At 44.7% G+C, this 15,724-nt stretch carries 15 protein-coding genes and 1 riboswitch; of the genes, 10 read left to right on the forward strand and 5 right to left on the reverse strand.

The window, feature by feature from the left end; all coding sequences use genetic code 11:
• Positions 1-84 precede the first annotated feature (84 nt).
• Entirely contained in the window at positions 85-2,829 is a 2,745-nt protein-coding gene (locus V8G47_RS18770; RefSeq protein ID WP_336201417.1) for a GTP-binding protein, read from the forward strand.
• 68 nt (positions 2,830-2,897) lie between these two features.
• On the opposite strand, the gene V8G47_RS18775 is transcribed toward V8G47_RS18770, so the two are convergent.
• The 5 genes from V8G47_RS18775 to V8G47_RS18795 all read right to left on the reverse strand — a co-directional run bounded on the left by V8G47_RS18775 (position 2,898) and on the right by V8G47_RS18795 (position 7,695).
• Positions 2,898-3,761: an STAS domain-containing protein gene (locus tag V8G47_RS18775; RefSeq protein WP_336201418.1), complete on the reverse strand. Its 864-nt coding sequence runs from the start codon at positions 3,759-3,761 to the stop codon at positions 2,898-2,900.
• A gap of 156 nt (positions 3,762-3,917) precedes the next feature.
• The gene (locus V8G47_RS18780; RefSeq protein WP_336201419.1) at positions 3,918-4,451 is read right to left on the reverse strand and encodes an RNA polymerase sigma factor; all 534 of its coding nucleotides are present in this window, start codon (positions 4,449-4,451) and stop codon (positions 3,918-3,920) included.
• Between the two features lie 23 nt (positions 4,452-4,474).
• The gene (locus V8G47_RS18785) at positions 4,475-6,439 is read right to left on the reverse strand and encodes a DUF6449 domain-containing protein (protein ID WP_336201420.1); all 1,965 of its coding nucleotides are present in this window, start codon (positions 6,437-6,439) and stop codon (positions 4,475-4,477) included.
• Complete coding sequence (locus V8G47_RS18790) at positions 6,411-7,313, reverse strand: ABC transporter ATP-binding protein (protein ID WP_336201421.1); 903 nt, start codon at positions 7,311-7,313, stop codon at positions 6,411-6,413. Before V8G47_RS18790 ends, V8G47_RS18785 begins: the two co-directional genes overlap by 29 nt.
• A complete protein-coding gene (locus V8G47_RS18795) occupies positions 7,300-7,695 on the reverse strand; it encodes a GntR family transcriptional regulator (RefSeq protein WP_336201422.1) in 396 nt (131 codons plus the stop codon). The genes V8G47_RS18790 and V8G47_RS18795 overlap by 14 nt, the downstream gene beginning before the upstream one ends.
• Before the next feature lie 652 nt (positions 7,696-8,347).
• Between V8G47_RS18795 and V8G47_RS18800 the strand changes: the two genes are divergently transcribed.
• The 9 genes from V8G47_RS18800 (at position 8,348) to V8G47_RS18840 (ending at position 15,583) form a co-directional block, all read left to right on the forward strand.
• Positions 8,348-9,133 (forward strand): ABC transporter ATP-binding protein, encoded by a 786-nt coding sequence (locus V8G47_RS18800; protein ID WP_336201423.1) that lies wholly within the window; start codon positions 8,348-8,350, stop codon positions 9,131-9,133.
• A gap of 2 nt (positions 9,134-9,135) precedes the next feature.
• Complete coding sequence (locus V8G47_RS18805; RefSeq protein ID WP_336201424.1) at positions 9,136-10,758, forward strand: hypothetical protein; 1,623 nt, start codon at positions 9,136-9,138, stop codon at positions 10,756-10,758.
• 222 nt (positions 10,759-10,980) lie between these two features.
• Positions 10,981-11,796 carry a ZIP family metal transporter gene (locus tag V8G47_RS18810; RefSeq protein ID WP_034760906.1) on the forward strand — a complete coding sequence of 272 codons (816 nt, stop codon included), beginning with the start codon at positions 10,981-10,983 and terminating at the stop codon, positions 11,794-11,796.
• Between the two features lie 79 nt (positions 11,797-11,875).
• Positions 11,876-12,418: a histidine phosphatase family protein gene (locus V8G47_RS18815; protein WP_336201425.1), complete on the forward strand. Its 543-nt coding sequence runs from the start codon at positions 11,876-11,878 to the stop codon at positions 12,416-12,418.
• A 44-nt stretch (positions 12,419-12,462) separates the two neighbouring features.
• Positions 12,463-12,789, forward strand: a complete 327-nt coding sequence (locus tag V8G47_RS18820; RefSeq protein ID WP_336201426.1) for a thioredoxin family protein — start codon at positions 12,463-12,465, stop codon at positions 12,787-12,789.
• A gap of 261 nt (positions 12,790-13,050) precedes the next feature.
• A complete protein-coding gene (locus V8G47_RS18825) occupies positions 13,051-13,350 on the forward strand; it encodes a hypothetical protein (RefSeq protein WP_034760911.1) in 300 nt (99 codons plus the stop codon).
• A gap of 68 nt (positions 13,351-13,418) precedes the next feature.
• Positions 13,419-13,517, forward strand: a riboswitch (TPP riboswitch).
• A 71-nt stretch (positions 13,518-13,588) separates the two neighbouring features.
• The gene (gene thiT, locus V8G47_RS18830; protein ID WP_336201427.1) at positions 13,589-14,185 is read left to right on the forward strand and encodes an energy-coupled thiamine transporter ThiT; all 597 of its coding nucleotides are present in this window, start codon (positions 13,589-13,591) and stop codon (positions 14,183-14,185) included.
• A 157-nt stretch (positions 14,186-14,342) separates the two neighbouring features.
• Positions 14,343-15,104: a threonine/serine exporter family protein gene (locus V8G47_RS18835; RefSeq protein ID WP_061809985.1), complete on the forward strand. Its 762-nt coding sequence runs from the start codon at positions 14,343-14,345 to the stop codon at positions 15,102-15,104.
• Between the two features lie 23 nt (positions 15,105-15,127).
• On the forward strand, positions 15,128-15,583 hold the full coding sequence (locus tag V8G47_RS18840; protein ID WP_336201428.1) for a threonine/serine exporter family protein: 456 nt from the start codon (positions 15,128-15,130) through the stop codon (positions 15,581-15,583).
• Positions 15,584-15,724 lie beyond the last annotated feature (141 nt).

A 15,724-nucleotide genomic window follows, 5' to 3' on the forward strand; every position in this document is an offset into this window, starting at 1 on the left:
CCAATGAAATTCTGTTAGAATGAGAGAAATAGACAAGTCTGTGAGGTTTCCGGCAAGGGAGGCCCACATATAACGGAGGACATTATGACAGAAGAAAAATTACTGATGGAGAAGTCATTTTATCGAACTTTTTTAGTAGATCAGGACACGAACCGTCATCCAATAGAAGTACTTGGAGGAGCATTTGTCGAAGAACAGCAAAACGAACCGTATGACTTAACGTATATCCGCTATGCCCAAGGGGAGGTTTATTTTCACAGCAGGGACTATGAAGCGGCCATCTTCAAGTGGGAAAGTATCCTGAACGAACTGGAGCCATGGGCTAAGAAGAACATTGCGGATTCTTACTATGAGCTTGGGATGCTGTCATCAGCCGAGGATGTATACACAGCCATCCAAACCGATAGTACGATACTGACCATGGAGGTGTCCCTGCAGCTATTCTCCCTTTACATCGAGAGGAACAAGATCCAATCGGCCTATCACACGATCGAGAAAGCATTATCGATCGAACCGGATTACCCGAATGTCACTGAACTCGCAAGGGCTTTTTATGAGGAACAGGGGGACTGGAATAAAGCGGTGGAACTGGCTGTAAAGGAATCGATCCGAACGAGGGAACCTGCATGGTTCATGATTTTGAGAGAGTATGGTGATCAAGGGTACACAAGGTCATTTGCTCCGGATTATTTCTATGATCTATTGATCGCAGTGTATGAAAAAGACCGTAAACAATTTAAGGATCTTGTATCCAGTCTATGGGCGAGTTACAGAGGCCACTCGGCTGCCCATATCGAATGGATGCTGACGGTGAACACGCTCTTTGAATACGTGGAGATCCTTCCGAACGAATCTTGGCAGGAAATTCTTTCTCACTTTAAAGAGGCATATGTCGGCTTCCTTGAAGGTGATTACCTTGTGAAAGACCTTGAAGGCTTCATGCCAAGTATGTTGACGAATTGGTTGAAGGTGAGCAGGGATCAAGAGCCGCTATTTCCGGCAGCAGCCGTTTTGGCCTGGAACGATGTCTTTTCCTACAGCATCGAACCGATGGTGACGGAAGAAGCGGAAATGATTCTCTTAGAGGGAAATTCCTATCAGGCCCGGTTTGAGGACATCATTCTGTTTTTGAATAAAATCATTCAGTGGGCGGAACGGAATGACGCACCTGTCGGATACAAAACCCAGTGGATTGCAGAGCAGTTGATGGATCTGAGTGAACATCATCTATTGATTGCGGGAAGTGCATCAAGCGGGAAGTCTTCCTTCGTTCAATCCGTCCTGGGTGAAAGTGTGGGAGAAGCTGAAGATTCAACGATCATCTACAGCTATCATGATCAGCAGGTAGAAGTGAAGGAGATTCACGATCAAGGGGTTCATCAAGTGGAAAGCATCGCAGACTTCGAAGAGTTGATGCAGCGGGAAGCATTTGTGGAGTATAAGCTTCCATCAGAGTTTCTTAAGAAAAATGGAACGGCACTCATCGATGTTCAAACGGGTAAGAGGAAGCTTGATGATCTGACTGCCTTTTATCCTGCAGCTGATGGGTTATTGTATGTCCTGAATGCCGATGCCCCCTTTAATGCAGAAGACCGTCAGACCTTACGGAAATTAGCGGAAATCGGACAGCCTGTGAACGTACACTTCTTATTAAATAAGATGGATAAAGTATCCCACACAGAGAGAACGGAAGAAATCATTGAATCTGCACGGAACAAAGCCCGTGAATGGTTCCCGGATGCAGAAGTGCTGCCTTACTCGTCCCTCGAAGCCGTTCATCTTCAGCGTAAAGATGTGGAGGCGTTCCTTGGGGACCATTATCAGGTGAAGACCGGTGCCCTTAAGGGAGAGCGTGGAAGCAAATTATTTTATCTAGTGAGAAAAACGTTAAGGGACCTATACTCGAAACGTAAGAATCATGAAAATGATTTAAAGGAAAGCATTGAAAAAAATGAGGACATCCTCACACGTCTGAATGGATTCGAGAACTATTTGGGAGACATGCAAAGCGACAAGGTTTCCATCATCAAAGATTCCTTCCATCAAAAGAAGGAAGCCATGAAGAAGGAAATTTCTGAGAAAATCCCTGCCATACTCAGCGGTTGCTCGGAATTGATCAGTGAAGAAAGTGATTTCAAACAAATCCACACTGAATTAAATGATGCGATGAACACAAGGATCCAGGAGTACATCCAGGACGATCTCATGCCTCGTTACGTCACGTCCCTTGAGGAGTGGCTTGCCTTTTCAAAGCAGGAACTGCAGGACAGTCAGGACTACTTGAATGAAATGAGTGAAACGTTCAACGGACTATTCGGGAAGGATAAAGTCGTTTTACAATGCGATTTCCAAGTAGTTGATGATTGGCGCAGGGACGTCAGCAGAATGGGAACGAGGGCACAGATCGACAAAGAGAATATCCTGTTACGGTTTAAACCGGCTCAGTTCCTTCTGAAAAGCGCAGGAAAACTACTTGGGGTCCTGCCTCAGAATAAGTCGTTATTATACAACCAGTACAAGCGTTACCTGGAAAACGAAGACTATCAGGATATTACGGCATCCGTTGTCCAGAAGTTCTTCCTTCAGTTTGATCTGTTTGAGAAATCCCTGCAGCAGGATATTCATTCATTCTTCTCAGATCCATTCAAGCAACTGGAGGTAACGATCAAGGATACGGAAGCGGAGATTGCATCCGATCAGCAAGCATTGAAGAAAATGAAAGGAAATCCGGAACGATATTTCGATCCGATCACCCTGTTCGAAGTGAAACTTCTTCAGCATGAATACATGGTGAAGGCCAGTTACAACGCTTCACATCATTTTTCATAAAATAAGAAGACTGATTCAATCCATCGGCCACACCTTGGATTGGATCAGTCTTTTCTTTTGTTCAATACTTAGTTGTGCAAAAAGCTGCTGTTATCCTGGATGACTTCGGCGATGATCCGTTCCAGGGAATTTACAGTATGGATGGTGGAGAAATCGAGTCCGAGGTGGATCGCTGTCTGGGCGACTTCAGGTCGGATACCCGTGATGACGGATTTGACTCCCAGCAGGTTCAAGGCATCAATGAGGCGGAAGATCTGCTGTGCCACCATGGTGTCCACCAATACGACTCCGGACAAGTCGATGATCAGCATGGACAGATGGGCATCAGCACTTTGCTGAAGGGTTGACTCCATGATCATTCTTGCGCGGGTTGTATCAATATCCCCAATGATCGGGAGCAGCCCTACTTCCGAAGTTAAAGTAATGACCGGGGTACTTAACTCTTGAATCAATGTGGACTGAGCCTGCAGCCTGTCCATCAAGATCGCAAGGAATGTCGAGGTGAATGTTTCCAGCACATAATCCAAGGCGAAATTAATCTTTCGTTCCCATTCAAATACTTCCTTTAGATGGATGTTGAACTCCGTTTCTTCCACGAACTTCTCAACATAGGTCCAATACACCCTTCTGAAAACACCAGAATTCCGCACGACTTCATCAAGGGTCGTGCTGGATTTGCTTCGATCGGTTGCCGTTTCCTTCGTCCAGTTAGAAATCAATTTTTTTGATTCCTCATTAGAAAGTAATAAGCATCTTGCAATGACCTTTACATAATTGGAGTTTTGTTCTTTGACTTTATTCAGAACCTCAGGTGGAGAATCCGGAGAATAGTGCGATCCGGTTTTAATATTCTGAAATCCCAGCCAGTCTTCTGTAAAATCCAAGGCGTGGTCAGTCAAGTATTCATATAAATGAGACGAATGAGTGTCCATAAACTCTCCCTTTGAGAATGACTTATTATTCTATTTTGAAACCTATTGGAAGGGCTGTCAATCATTTGGGTTGGAATTCCCAAAAAGCCAATGCATCATTTAAACTTTTATTCTCTTGGATCAACCCAAAAAGGAGCCCTAACCAGGCTCCTTTTCCTATGCAGATATTTTCATTTGAACGATCGAATACAATTGCTTCCTGGCCCGGTGAAAACGGGTTTTCACGGTGGAAGGGGACAGGTTCAGCTTTGTGGCGATTTCACGATCACTCATATCCTCCGTGACTTTCAATGCCATGACTTCCTGCTGAGTGAGTGGAAGATCTGTGATATGATCCTGGATGCTGCTTTTAAGGAAGCGGGCATCGATTTCATCTTCCAGGGAGCGGTGATCCTCAATGGGATGGAATTCTTCATGTTCTTCTATGCAGATTTCATTGCGCTTGGATCGTTGGCGGACGATGTCGATGGCTGTACATTTTGCAATCGCAGTGAGCCAGGATTTGATTTTTGCCGGATCTTTAAGAGTATCCATCTTGAGATAAGCTTTCAGGAAAGTTTCCTGGATGACATCCTGTGATAAGTGAACGTCCTTTGTAATATTGTAAGCGATGTGGTAAATCAACTTATGAAATTGTTCATACATCTCCTCGAGTATCAGAGGAGATGATGGTGTGTTTAGTGTGTCCATGTGGTCACCTCGACTTTCTATAATCAATCGTTTAGTTCTCTTCTGATAAAGGAGGGTGCATCTTCCTTCTGTAAACCGAAAGTTTGGATGGATCCGTGTTTCTGATACTTGATGATAACCGTATACGCATTATTCATAGGATCGTATACGAGCTCATCCATAATCGATTCGATCTGTTCCCCATCTTTCACTTCGATGCCCTTGTTTTCTCTTTTTAACTGGAGGGCCCACTCTTCTACCGGTCGAGAGAAAGGATCGTTGTAATCAACTGGCTGCGTCACATACATCCATTCGATATCAGATGACATCATCTTGAGATCTTTTAAATATCCTTTATCCTCTAGCCATGCAATGAATTTTTTATCGTTCTTTTTAACACCGGTGTTTGCCCAAGTGTCTTTGGACATGAGGAATTCAACATTATAAAGATTGATTTTGTCACGGTTCTCAAAGGAATCATCGTACGTTTCTTCTTTTAGGATATCGATGGCTTCCTTGATATCTGCAGGGTCTGCTACGGTAATGGCAGGTTTGTTCCCCATCTCGTTATAAATGGTGAGTTTGTCGACTTTATCTGATTCCACACCAAAAAGTTGTTGTGTTTTCTCTTTGTAATTCTTGCTTTCATAAAGAGAAGCATACTGAGATTTCACATCATCAATATCAATCAGGTAATTCCGTACGATTTTGCTGCCGTCTTTCATCTTGTAATAGAGAAAGATCTGCTCGTTTTTCTCAGACGCTTCATTTTTTTGGCTCTGATGATCCACAATCGCTTCATGAAGATCCAGGACGGCTTCAATCGCTATCGGATCATTCATAAAAGGCTCTTCAATCAGATTCTCAGGGTTGTCCGTCAGGGAATAATAGCTCTGACTGACATGAACTTTCTCTACATCTGCCAATTCGGGCACTTTCTGTTCATAGTGAAACAGGTCGAACTGAATGATGAACCCGAGAAGGATAATGACGAGTGCGAATCCTGCATATCCCCTCCATTGACGGAATACTCTCCAATGTTTCTGCAAGATCATTTCACCGATGTAGTAACCGATGAGTGAACCGAAGAAGTATCCAAATAAGGTCCAGCCCTCTGACTGATAAATTCCTTCGAAGTACATCCCGCCGATCAGCATGAAGCAGAAGGAGATACCATATTTAAACAACGGTCTCAAGAAAGGGTAAACAATTGCCTGGGAGGCAGCCTCCACTTTTCTCATTTTGTATAACACGTATGAGAATCCATAGAATACGAGAGTAATCATGAAGAATAACAAGACATCTGTACCGGACAGAAGGTCGTTCTCAAGGTACACCGTTTTGATGAGCGGTGAGTATTTCTCAATTTGAACATTGAAGAAATAGTCCTCAGGAAATCCGAATAATAGATTTTTCAAACTGTAGCAAACAAGCATAAACATGCCTGCAGGCAATAGGAGCAGAATATACGTCAATGCACCCTGCACGACAGTCAGTCCCGTTATCATGGCAACGAAGGTAGAGGCCGTGAACAGGAGCACACTCATGAGAATCGTAATGCCGCACCAGGTGAAAATATCCTGAACCCCTACATATTGTTGAAGATCCGTGAATGAATAAAGGGAAAGTACGATCACGGTATTCAGTACAATCGGAAGGATGAGGATCCCAAACCCCGTCCCGGTAAAATGAAAAAATAATTTTCTGCGGGTGATCGGTAGGCTGTGCATGAAGTCCCCAGCCTGTTTCACGTGCAGATAACGAAATAGGAACAAGGATAGGATGACCGGGATGATCAGCAACAACCCTATTTGGATCGGGTATTGCATTTTGAACAGATTTTCATAAATTGCAATCGGGTACGTTTGATGATCCCTGGATAACTGACCGATGATGTAGACGGGTAAAGAAAAGAGAAGTCCGATAAAGTAGACAATGCCGACCCATCCAACATTCCGCAGGCTTTGAACGATGATTTCCTTATTGATCCATGATGTTTTGGATGGCATATCCGACGTCCTCCATTTCATAAACAAAAATTTCTTCAAGTGTCAGGGGCAATAAGTCGAAAATGACCGGATGGTAGGACTGAATCAAGCTCCTCACCCGTTGCTCCTCACCCCGGACGATACAGAGGGACACGCTTCCCCTCGTTTCGTTATGCAGGATTTCAAGATCATTAAAGAGCTCTCCGGGAATCTTCCCCTTGAATGCCAGCTGTACTTTGTGAATGCCGGACTTTAAATCATCGAGTTCCTTCTCCAGCAAAAATTCCCCACCATGTAAAATCCCGATATGGTCACAAATATCCTCCACTTCCCGGAGATTGTGAGAAGAAATGATGATGGTCATGTCCCGGTTGGCCACTTCTGAAATCAGAACGCTTTTGGCTTTTTTCCTGACAACGGGATCAAGGCCGTCCATCGGTTCATCCAGGATCAGGACATCGGGTTGAGTGGCCAGGGCCAGGATAAACGCCGCCTGCCTTTGAACTCCTTTAGAAAATTTATGAAGATTCTTATTGGGGTCAATCCCGAATAAACGGCTCAATGATTGAAAGCGTTCCTCATTCCAACGGCTATAAGTGTTCTGATAAAAACGGGCCATTTGTGTCAATGAGTAGTGAGCAAAGAAAAACGGTTGATCAGGGATGAAGAACAACGTCTCTTTCGTCGGGATATTTTCATAGACTGGCTGTGTGTTAACTGAGATTTCTCCGCTTTCAGGCTTCAATACTCCTGCAATGGTTTTCAGTAATGTGGTCTTTCCTGCACCGTTCGATCCGAGCAGGCCATAGATCGAACCTTTTTGAACAGAGAAAGAGATGTCATGTATGATTCCTGTGCCTTCAAAGGCTTTGTTTATGGATTTAACCTCGATCATCAGCTTGATTACCCCCAACCGTTGCCTCGATTTCTGCAATCATCTGTTTTAAGTCTTCCGTTGTGATCCCTAAGTAAAGGGCCTCGGACAAAAGTTTAGACAACTCTTCTTTTACTTTCATGATTTTCTCCGCGTTTTGAATGTGACTTGAAGGATTAACAAAGCTACCCCGTCCTTTCACAGAATAAATGAATCTTTGAGATTCGAGTTCCCTGTAGGCTTTTTGGATTGTGTTTGGATTTATGGTCAGCTGCTGTGCCAGGGCACGAACGGAAGGCAATTGTTCATCCGGCTTCAGCACTTCATTAATGATTAATTCTTTTAGCTTTTCGACTAATTGTTCATAGATGGGTTTACGACTTCTTAAATCAAGCTCAAACATATCCACCCTCCCGACTGTATGTAGTGTACTACGTGTCTTAATACAGTTAAAGTATATAACAAGTTCTGCCAGTTTGGGAAGGGGGAAATGAAAATATTTTCAAATAGTTTGTTGTAATGTTTTAGGAGGGAATGGTAGTTGATTTCCATTCCAGGATGCTCGCTTTCCGCGGGGCTGGCGGTGAGCCTCCTCGGCTGCGCCTGCGGGGTCTCACCTGTCCAGCTCCAGCGGCTAACCCCTCGAGGTCATAAGTTAAATGGTCCAAGAAGGCAAAGAACGCCTTCCCGGCCCATTCATCTTATGCTTGTCGGGGCTGAGCAAGCCGCTTCCGCTTTTCGGACTTTCCAGCTATTCCCGCAGGAGTCGAGCATCCTTCCACTCCAATCAACTTTCCCGGCACTAACTTTTAAAGGTGATACCAATCACAATGGACTTTCAGAAATAACTTTTTGTGAATAAATAGTGATTAGCCACAATATACAATCCGTGCCTTATAGCTAAAATTGGATGGATAGAAACTGAAGCGAAGCCCATGGGAAGGGGAAAATCCACTATTCATTATCGATAAATATTATTTATCACTCGAACTCACGACCATAAAATGGAATTTATGTTAGCATATAGGCATATCTAAAGAAAAAAGGGGATTGTTATGGACGGACGTGAACCGGTTTTGTCGATCAGGGATTTGAAGAAGAATTTTGGCAGTAAGGAAGTGTTGAAGGGTGTCCGGCTGGATGTGTATGAAGGACAGATCATCGGCTATATCGGTCCGAATGGTGCCGGGAAAAGTACGACGGTCAAGATCATCCTCGGCCTTGAAGAAGGGTACTCGGGCCAGGTGACGCTCTTCGGTGAAGATATATCCCATAGTTCTGTAGAATATAAGAAACGGATCGGCTATGTGCCTGAGATGGCGGATCTTTATGATAACCTCACGGCAGAAGAGTACCTCACATTCATGGGGGAACTATATGGAATGGAACAAAAAAAGGCGGGGGAGAAAGCGGAAAAACTCACCCGGTTGTTTGGACTTTCAGAAGTGTATGAGTCAAGGATAGCCTCTTATTCAAAAGGGATGAAGCAGAAGATTCTGATCATCTCGAGTTTATTACATAATCCCGATGTATTATTTTTGGATGAGCCCATCAATGGATTGGATGCCAACTCGGTCATGATTTTTAAAGAGCTTCTCGCCCAGCTTGCCGCTGAGGGGAAAACCATCTTCTACTCCTCTCACATCATGGACGTGGTGGAAAAGATCAGCAACCGGATCGTTCTGTTGCATAACGGACAAATCGTGGCGGATGGCAGTTTTGAAGATTTAAAGAATCAGAATATGGAAGGATCCCTTGAGGAAATCTTCAACCAATTAACCGGATTCAATGAGCATAAAGAAACGGCAGCGGAAATTGTTTCTGTTGTGCAAGAGGTGTAGGGATGAAGGAATTTCGTACACTTTTGTTTCTGGATTGGTTTCAAGGATTGTTTAGGAGGCTTGGATTCGATTACCGGTTGTTGAGAAGAATCCTTCAAGTCAAGCTGACAATGGATCAAAGACGTGTGCCTACGATATTCCAGCAGCAAGGCAGGAAGAAAGGGAAGGATGAAAACCGTTTTATTAAATCCCTCTGGGTGTATGCGCTGTTTGGATTATTCGTCATCCCTTTCATTGTAATGGGAGATCAATATATTTTTCAGATGAGCATCACCTTTACCGTGCTCATTTTCATCGTCATGACATCAATGATTTCAGATTTCTCAGTCGTCATACTGGACATCCGGGATCATACGATTCTCTTTACCAAGCCTGTTGAAAGGAAAACCATCAGCCTGGCTAAAACGCTTCACGTGTTTATTTATCTGTTTTTCCTGACAGGCTCCCTGACCGCCATTCCACTAGTCGTGGGCTTGATCAATCAGGGTCTTTCCTTCTTTTTTATTTTCCTGGCAGGAATCATCCTGATGAATATCTTCATCGTTGTGTTTACGGCCATGCTCTACTATTTCATCCTGCAATACTTCGATGGGGAAAAACTGAAGGACATCATCAACTATGTACAGATCGGATTATCCATCGGACTTGCAGTGGGATATCAGGTTGTGGCGCGTTCCTTTGAGTTTGTGGATTTAACGATTTCGTTCACACCGGATTGGTGGAATATCTTTCTGCCACCCATCTGGTTCGGGGCTCCGTTTGAATGGTTCCTGAACGGCAATCACGAGACCATGATCCTGATTCTCTCATTTATGGCTGTACTGGTTCCTTTCCTCGCTCTTATCGTTTATGTGAAGGCGTTGCCGACCTTTGAGAAGAACCTTCAGAAATTATCCTCCCATGGCGGTAAGAAGAAGAAAGCCCGTTTCCGGTTCGGGGATGGACTCATGAAGGTACTCGCCAAGTCGAATGAAGAGCGTGCATTTTACCGGTTCGCCCATTATATGATGAAAAATGAAAGGGAATTTAAGCTGAAGGTGTATCCCGCCCTTGGGTTTGCCATCATCATGCCGTTCATTTTCATCTTCAATGGATTGATGGATGGGACAAGGGAAGATCTCCTGACTTCAAGCATGTACCTATCGATCTATTCGAGCTTCATCGTTATACCGACAGTCGTGATGATGCTCAGTTATTCAGGGAAATACAAGGGATCCTGGATATATAAAGTAGCGCCTGTCTCAGGCAGGGCGGCTATCTACAAAGGGACATTGAAGGCATTCCTTATGAAACTATTCCTTCCGCTATATGCCATCATAAGCATTGTCTTCATCATCCTGTTTGGGTACCGGGTGATCCCTGAAATCATCATCGTATTTATCAGTGCCTGTATATTCACCGTCATCTGTCTGAGCTTAATGAGGGGGACACTGCCATTTACAGAAAGTTTCGAAGGTGTCCAGCAAAGTGACAGCTGGAAGGTGCTGCCGTTCTATCTCATCGTAGGGGTGTTCTTTGGCCTTCATTACCTGGCCCTGCAGATTCCATTCGGTATTCCGGGCTACCTCATCCTTCTATTCGTCCTGAACCTTATTTTATGGAAAACAGCCATAAGGGGCGAATAGGAAGTACGTTCCTGTCTTGGAGGCAGGGGCGTTTTTTTGTATAGCCCTTAGGTAAGGATGGGAAGTATAAACGATACATACACCATTTGAAGCGAATGACATATACATAGAAAAATGATGGGCTCTGGTAAATAGGTAGTATGACATTTCCTTTGACAAAGAAAGTTTCCTTGATGCAAGATGGTAGTATTCTAGATGTTTGATCGGAGGAGAGTGGTTCGTATGTTCATAGACTGGTTAAGTGGATTTAACCCCACGATGCAGGCACTATTCGGCGGTCTGGTGACATGGGGGCTGACGGCCCTTGGAGCAGCCACGGTGTTTTTCTTTACGAAAATTGAAAAGCATACGTTGAATATGATGCTCGGGTTTGCCGCAGGAGTCATGATAGCAGCATCGTTTTGGTCACTGCTTGCGCCTTCAATAGAATTCAGTGAGCAAAACGGTCAGATCCCATGGCTTGCACCTGCCATCGGTTTTTTACTTGGTGGCGTTTTTATTAGACTTTTAGACTTTGTCGTACCGCATTTACATTTGGGGAATGAATCGGAAGATGCGGAAGGACCTCCAACTAAATTCAAGAAATCGACCTTATTATTCCTTGCGATCACCCTTCATAATATTCCGGAAGGTCTTGCCATCGGTGTTGCCTTCGGTGCTGCCTCGCTCGGCCTCGGGGATGCAACGTTAGTGGGGGCCATTGGCCTTGCAATCGGAATCGGGATCCAGAATATGCCTGAAGGGGCCGCTCTTTCCATCCCGCTAAGGGGAGAGGGGATGTCCCGTTTGAAATCCTTCCATTACGGTCAGCTATCAGCCATCGTAGAACCGATAGCCGCTGTGATCGGTGCTGCTGCAGTCCTGATGGTGCAGCCCCTCCTGCCTTATGCCCTTGCTTTCGCAGCAGGAGCGATGATATTCGTCGTCGTCGAAGAACTGATTCCTGAGTCACAATCTTCAGGAAGTACGGACTTGGCTACATTGGGACTGATGCTCGGTTTCGTCGTGATGATGATTCTGGACGTTTCCCTGGGCTGATCGAAAAGAAGGCATGCGCCCAAAGCGCATGCCTTTTCTCTTCCATAAACCAGTATAATAGAAGGGGGAGGGGATGTGTATGAAGATTGGTCTCATAAGGCACTTTAAAGTAACGAGGGGCTACCCGGCTTCATATGTAACGAGTGATGAGCTGATGAAGTGGGTGGAAGAGTATGATGCCTCGGACGTAGAGGGCAATGAAGTTGATCTTAAAGATATTGATTGGGAAGGCTGCTACTCCAGTGATTTATCTAGGGCACAAATAACGGCTGAAGCGGTTTATGAAGGAGAAATCACCTTTCTAAAGGAACTGAGGGAAATCAGATTATCTCCCATATTCCGGACTGACAAGAAAATGCCGCTCTTTCTTCATATGGCATTCATCAGGCTCGCCTGGTGGTTCAACCACCGGTCTCAGCCTGAAAGCAAGCGGGAAATCGAAGAGAGGATCCGTGTGGTGGTCGATCGGGTCGTCCATGAAGGGAAGGATGTGCTCATCGTAGGTCATGGCGGAATCATGATATTTATGAGGAAAGAATTACGAAAGCGGGGATTTACCGGACCGTCGTTCAGGAGACCGTCCAACGGGAAGGTGTATGTATATCAAGAAGGGACAAGGTGATCAAATACCCATCAATACAATAATCGGAGAAGGGGGACAGTCAAATGGAAGAGGTCCATTCACTAAAAGCACTCCATGAAAAGCTGGAAGCTGAGAAGCTGGTACTGCTATACATATCAAGGCCCGGTTGTTCTGTATGTCACGCACTCCTGCCACAGGTGGAAGAGATGTTGAAGGATTTCAAATCTGTGAATTCCATCCATGCCGATGCAGAAGAAATCCCGGAAATAGCAGGGGAATTTTCCATCTTCACCGTGCCCGTCATCATCGTATTTGTAGACGGCAAAGAGATGTTCAGAAAAGCACGCTTCGTTCCAATCGACGAACTCCACAGGCAATTCTCCCGTCTTACTGAGATGTTAGACAACTAAACAAACGTTTGATTAGTAAGTGGAAACGTTAACTGGACTGGCCTGGATAGGTTAAACAGTTGTTTAGTAGGATAAATATCAGTGGTCATTATAAATGGTAGGTTGTATTTGAATTCTATATAAACCTTTAAAAGGGCTGCTGAAAATGGGTATTTTGACACATCTCATTGAAGTAGCTCTTTTGTCATGGTTCAGTGAATAGGTATATAATAGAGAGTATAAGAGTATAGTAGTTATGAGAAATGAAAGGGGGCTTGTTGAATGATCAGATTGTCCAGGACAAAGAAAGTCATGTTACTCTGTTTCGCAATCATACTCATAATAGTAGCCAACCGGATTTCCACTGTACAACATCTGACGGCAAGAATCGCCACCAATCTTTATGTTAGCTTGAAATACCAGGACCTTGACCTTGAATATCAGAACGTCGAATTCTCACCCCAGTTCGGAGATTATTCTGTAGCGTATAAGGACAAAGATGGAAAAGTATATGGATTCATGGTAACCCCTAAGTCAATGCCCGTCATCATCCTTCATGATCCTCTGAGAGAGACACCTTAAGAAAAAGTTCCTATCATTCTTTTAAATTATCATTCTTCATGTATAATAAACCTTAACAACTTTATAAACGGTACCACAAGGGGAGCGAAAGCTGAGAGTGAACAATCTGTTCTGACCCTCTGAACCTGTTAGTTAGGACTAGCGTAGGGATGTGGAAAATAGGCAGTATAGTGCTTATTTCGATTGTTTCATTCTCCCTCCTTATGGTTTCGTTTTATCACATAAGGAGGATTTTTTTATGAAAAACACTCGACTTGTCGTATTGCTTGAAGCTTCATTGATGGCTGCTTTTGCGGTCATCCTCGATTTGCTGCCTTCTATTAAGCTATCACCGAGTATCTCGATTTCGATTGCCATGGTTCCGATTTTTCTATTATCTTATCGAAGAGGCTTGAGAGCCGGACTGATAGGGGGCTTTTTATGGGGGATCCTGCAGATTGCCCTCGGGGATGCCTGGATTGCGACCCCGGTCCAAATGGCGATTGAGTATTTCATCGCTTTTGCTTTTATCGGTTTTGCCGGGGTTTTTGCCGGGAAAATTCAGGGCGCACTGGGAAGCGGCCAACGGTCCAAAGTGGTCTTCTGGGTAGTGATTGCAACATTCGCAGGGAGCCTTGCCCGTTATTTCTGGCATTTCATTGCCGGATTCGTGTTCTTTGCCGAGTATGCACCGGATGAGATGTCCCCACTGCTATTTTCTCTTATAGTAAATGGGATCACCATGTTGGGATCGGCATTTTTATGCACCATCGTGCTGGCATTCATAGCAAATATCGCACCAAGATTGATCAAAGTGCAGTCGCATCAACACGAAATCAGCCGAAAGGCCTCGTGAAATCTTATCAACCGATCCTTTAATGGGGTCGGTTTTTTCTATCGAGGACCGGGGAAGAATGAAATCCACCTAAAATCCCTCCCGTTTCTCATTGCTTACACCACTGCTTTCCTATAAACTAGACCTATTCAAAAAATAGTACGTGTGGAGAGATCGTATGGAAGCAAAAATGATAAGAAGATATGACATTATGGAGGTCAGCCTGCTGGCGGGGAAGATCATGCTGCAAAGTGGGGCGGAGACGTATCGTGTCGAGGACACGATGATGCGCATTGCCGCTTCTTATGGGATATCGGAATCGCATAGCTATGTGACCCCCACTGGGATCATCTTCTCGATTGAAACCTCAGAACCGACCAAAACGAAGCTCATCCGAATTAATGAGAGGTCTACGGATCTTGAGAAAGTGACCCTCGTGAACAGTATCTCAAGGCAGATCAGTAAAGGGCATCTGACTCTTGAAGAAGCATACAATGCCCTTGAGAAGCTGGATCAGTCGGATCTATCTTATTCCTTCCTGATTCAAGTGGCAGCGGCTTCGATTGCAAGCGGTTGTTTTCTCATCATGTTCCAGGGGATGTGGAAGGACTTCATTCCTGCTCTGATCACGGGAGGCATCGGGTTTACGAGCCTGATTTATTTACACCGCCTCGTCCCGATAAAGTTCTTCGCGGAGTTTCTTGCATCCTTCATCATCGGTATGGTGTCATACGGATTTGTAAAGCTTGGTATCGGACAGGAATTGGATAAGATCATCATTGGATCCGTGATGCCCCTTGTTCCCGGTCTCCTGATCACCAATGCGGTCCGGGACTTGATGGCGGGTCATCTCGTTTCTGGCCTCTCGAAGGGCGCAGAAGCTTTTTTAACGGCATTTGCCATTGGTACAGGCATTGCTGTCGTGTTTACATTAACGTAAAGTGAGATTGGGGTGAAAAGGGAATGCACATCGTCGAGCAATTAGTGACCAGCTTCATTTCCGCCGCTGCATTCGGGATTATCTTCAATGCTCCAAAGCAGTCCCTTTTTAAATGCGGAATTGTCGGGATGCTGGGCTGGATCATTTACATATTGATGAGTTTAAATGAAACAGACACCGTTCTTGCCACGTTACTTGCCTCCTTTGTCGTGGCTGTGGTGAGTCAGGTGTTTGCGAAAATGTACAAAACACCGGTCATCATCTTCTCTGTTGCCGGGATCATCCCCCTTGTACCCGGGGGGCTGGCGTACGATGCCATGAGAAATTTCGTTCAAAATGATTACAATGCCGCCATCAACCTGGCAGCCAAAGCCTTTATGATCTCCGGTTCCATTGCCATCGGGCTCATATTTTCGGAAGTCATCAACCAGGTCATCCGGAATGCGCGCCTGAACGCCAGTGCCCGGAGGATGAGATAGAGGGACGGACCTTACTTCTGTGGGGTCTTTTTTTTTGATAATACCTCTTCCGTTCAACAGATTCTCCCCTTCTATTACTTAAGGATGCCGACTGGAGCATCAGACTATCTTTTTTTGTCTGGTTTTGAAAAAAATTCTTTG

The sequence above is a fragment of the Rossellomorea sp. LJF3 genome (assembly GCF_037046045.1).
In the GTDB taxonomy this organism is placed as follows: Bacteria; Bacillota; Bacilli; order Bacillales; family Bacillaceae_B; genus Rossellomorea.

Coding starts and splice junctions, on each gene's coding strand:
- V8G47_RS18780 (WP_336201419.1), bottom strand. CDS start 4,451: ATGGACACACTAAACACACCATCATCTCCTCTGATACTCGAGGAGATG.
- V8G47_RS18810 (WP_034760906.1), top strand. CDS start 10,981: ATGTTCATAGACTGGTTAAGTGGATTTAACCCCACGATGCAGGCACTA.
- V8G47_RS18800 (WP_336201423.1), top strand. CDS start 8,348: ATGGACGGACGTGAACCGGTTTTGTCGATCAGGGATTTGAAGAAGAAT.
- V8G47_RS18790 (WP_336201421.1), bottom strand. CDS start 7,313: ATGATCGAGGTTAAATCCATAAACAAAGCCTTTGAAGGCACAGGAATC.
- V8G47_RS18825 (WP_034760911.1), top strand. CDS start 13,051: ATGATCAGATTGTCCAGGACAAAGAAAGTCATGTTACTCTGTTTCGCA.
- V8G47_RS18785 (WP_336201420.1), bottom strand. CDS start 6,439: ATGCCATCCAAAACATCATGGATCAATAAGGAAATCATCGTTCAAAGC.
- V8G47_RS18770 (WP_336201417.1), top strand. CDS start 85: ATGACAGAAGAAAAATTACTGATGGAGAAGTCATTTTATCGAACTTTT.
- V8G47_RS18815 (WP_336201425.1), top strand. CDS start 11,876: ATGAAGATTGGTCTCATAAGGCACTTTAAAGTAACGAGGGGCTACCCG.
- V8G47_RS18795 (WP_336201422.1), bottom strand. CDS start 7,695: ATGTTTGAGCTTGATTTAAGAAGTCGTAAACCCATCTATGAACAATTA.
- V8G47_RS18835 (WP_061809985.1), top strand. CDS start 14,343: ATGGAAGCAAAAATGATAAGAAGATATGACATTATGGAGGTCAGCCTG.
- thiT (WP_336201427.1), top strand. CDS start 13,589: ATGAAAAACACTCGACTTGTCGTATTGCTTGAAGCTTCATTGATGGCT.
- V8G47_RS18775 (WP_336201418.1), bottom strand. CDS start 3,761: ATGGACACTCATTCGTCTCATTTATATGAATACTTGACTGACCACGCC.
- V8G47_RS18840 (WP_336201428.1), top strand. CDS start 15,128: ATGCACATCGTCGAGCAATTAGTGACCAGCTTCATTTCCGCCGCTGCA.
- V8G47_RS18820 (WP_336201426.1), top strand. CDS start 12,463: ATGGAAGAGGTCCATTCACTAAAAGCACTCCATGAAAAGCTGGAAGCT.
- V8G47_RS18805 (WP_336201424.1), top strand. CDS start 9,136: ATGAAGGAATTTCGTACACTTTTGTTTCTGGATTGGTTTCAAGGATTG.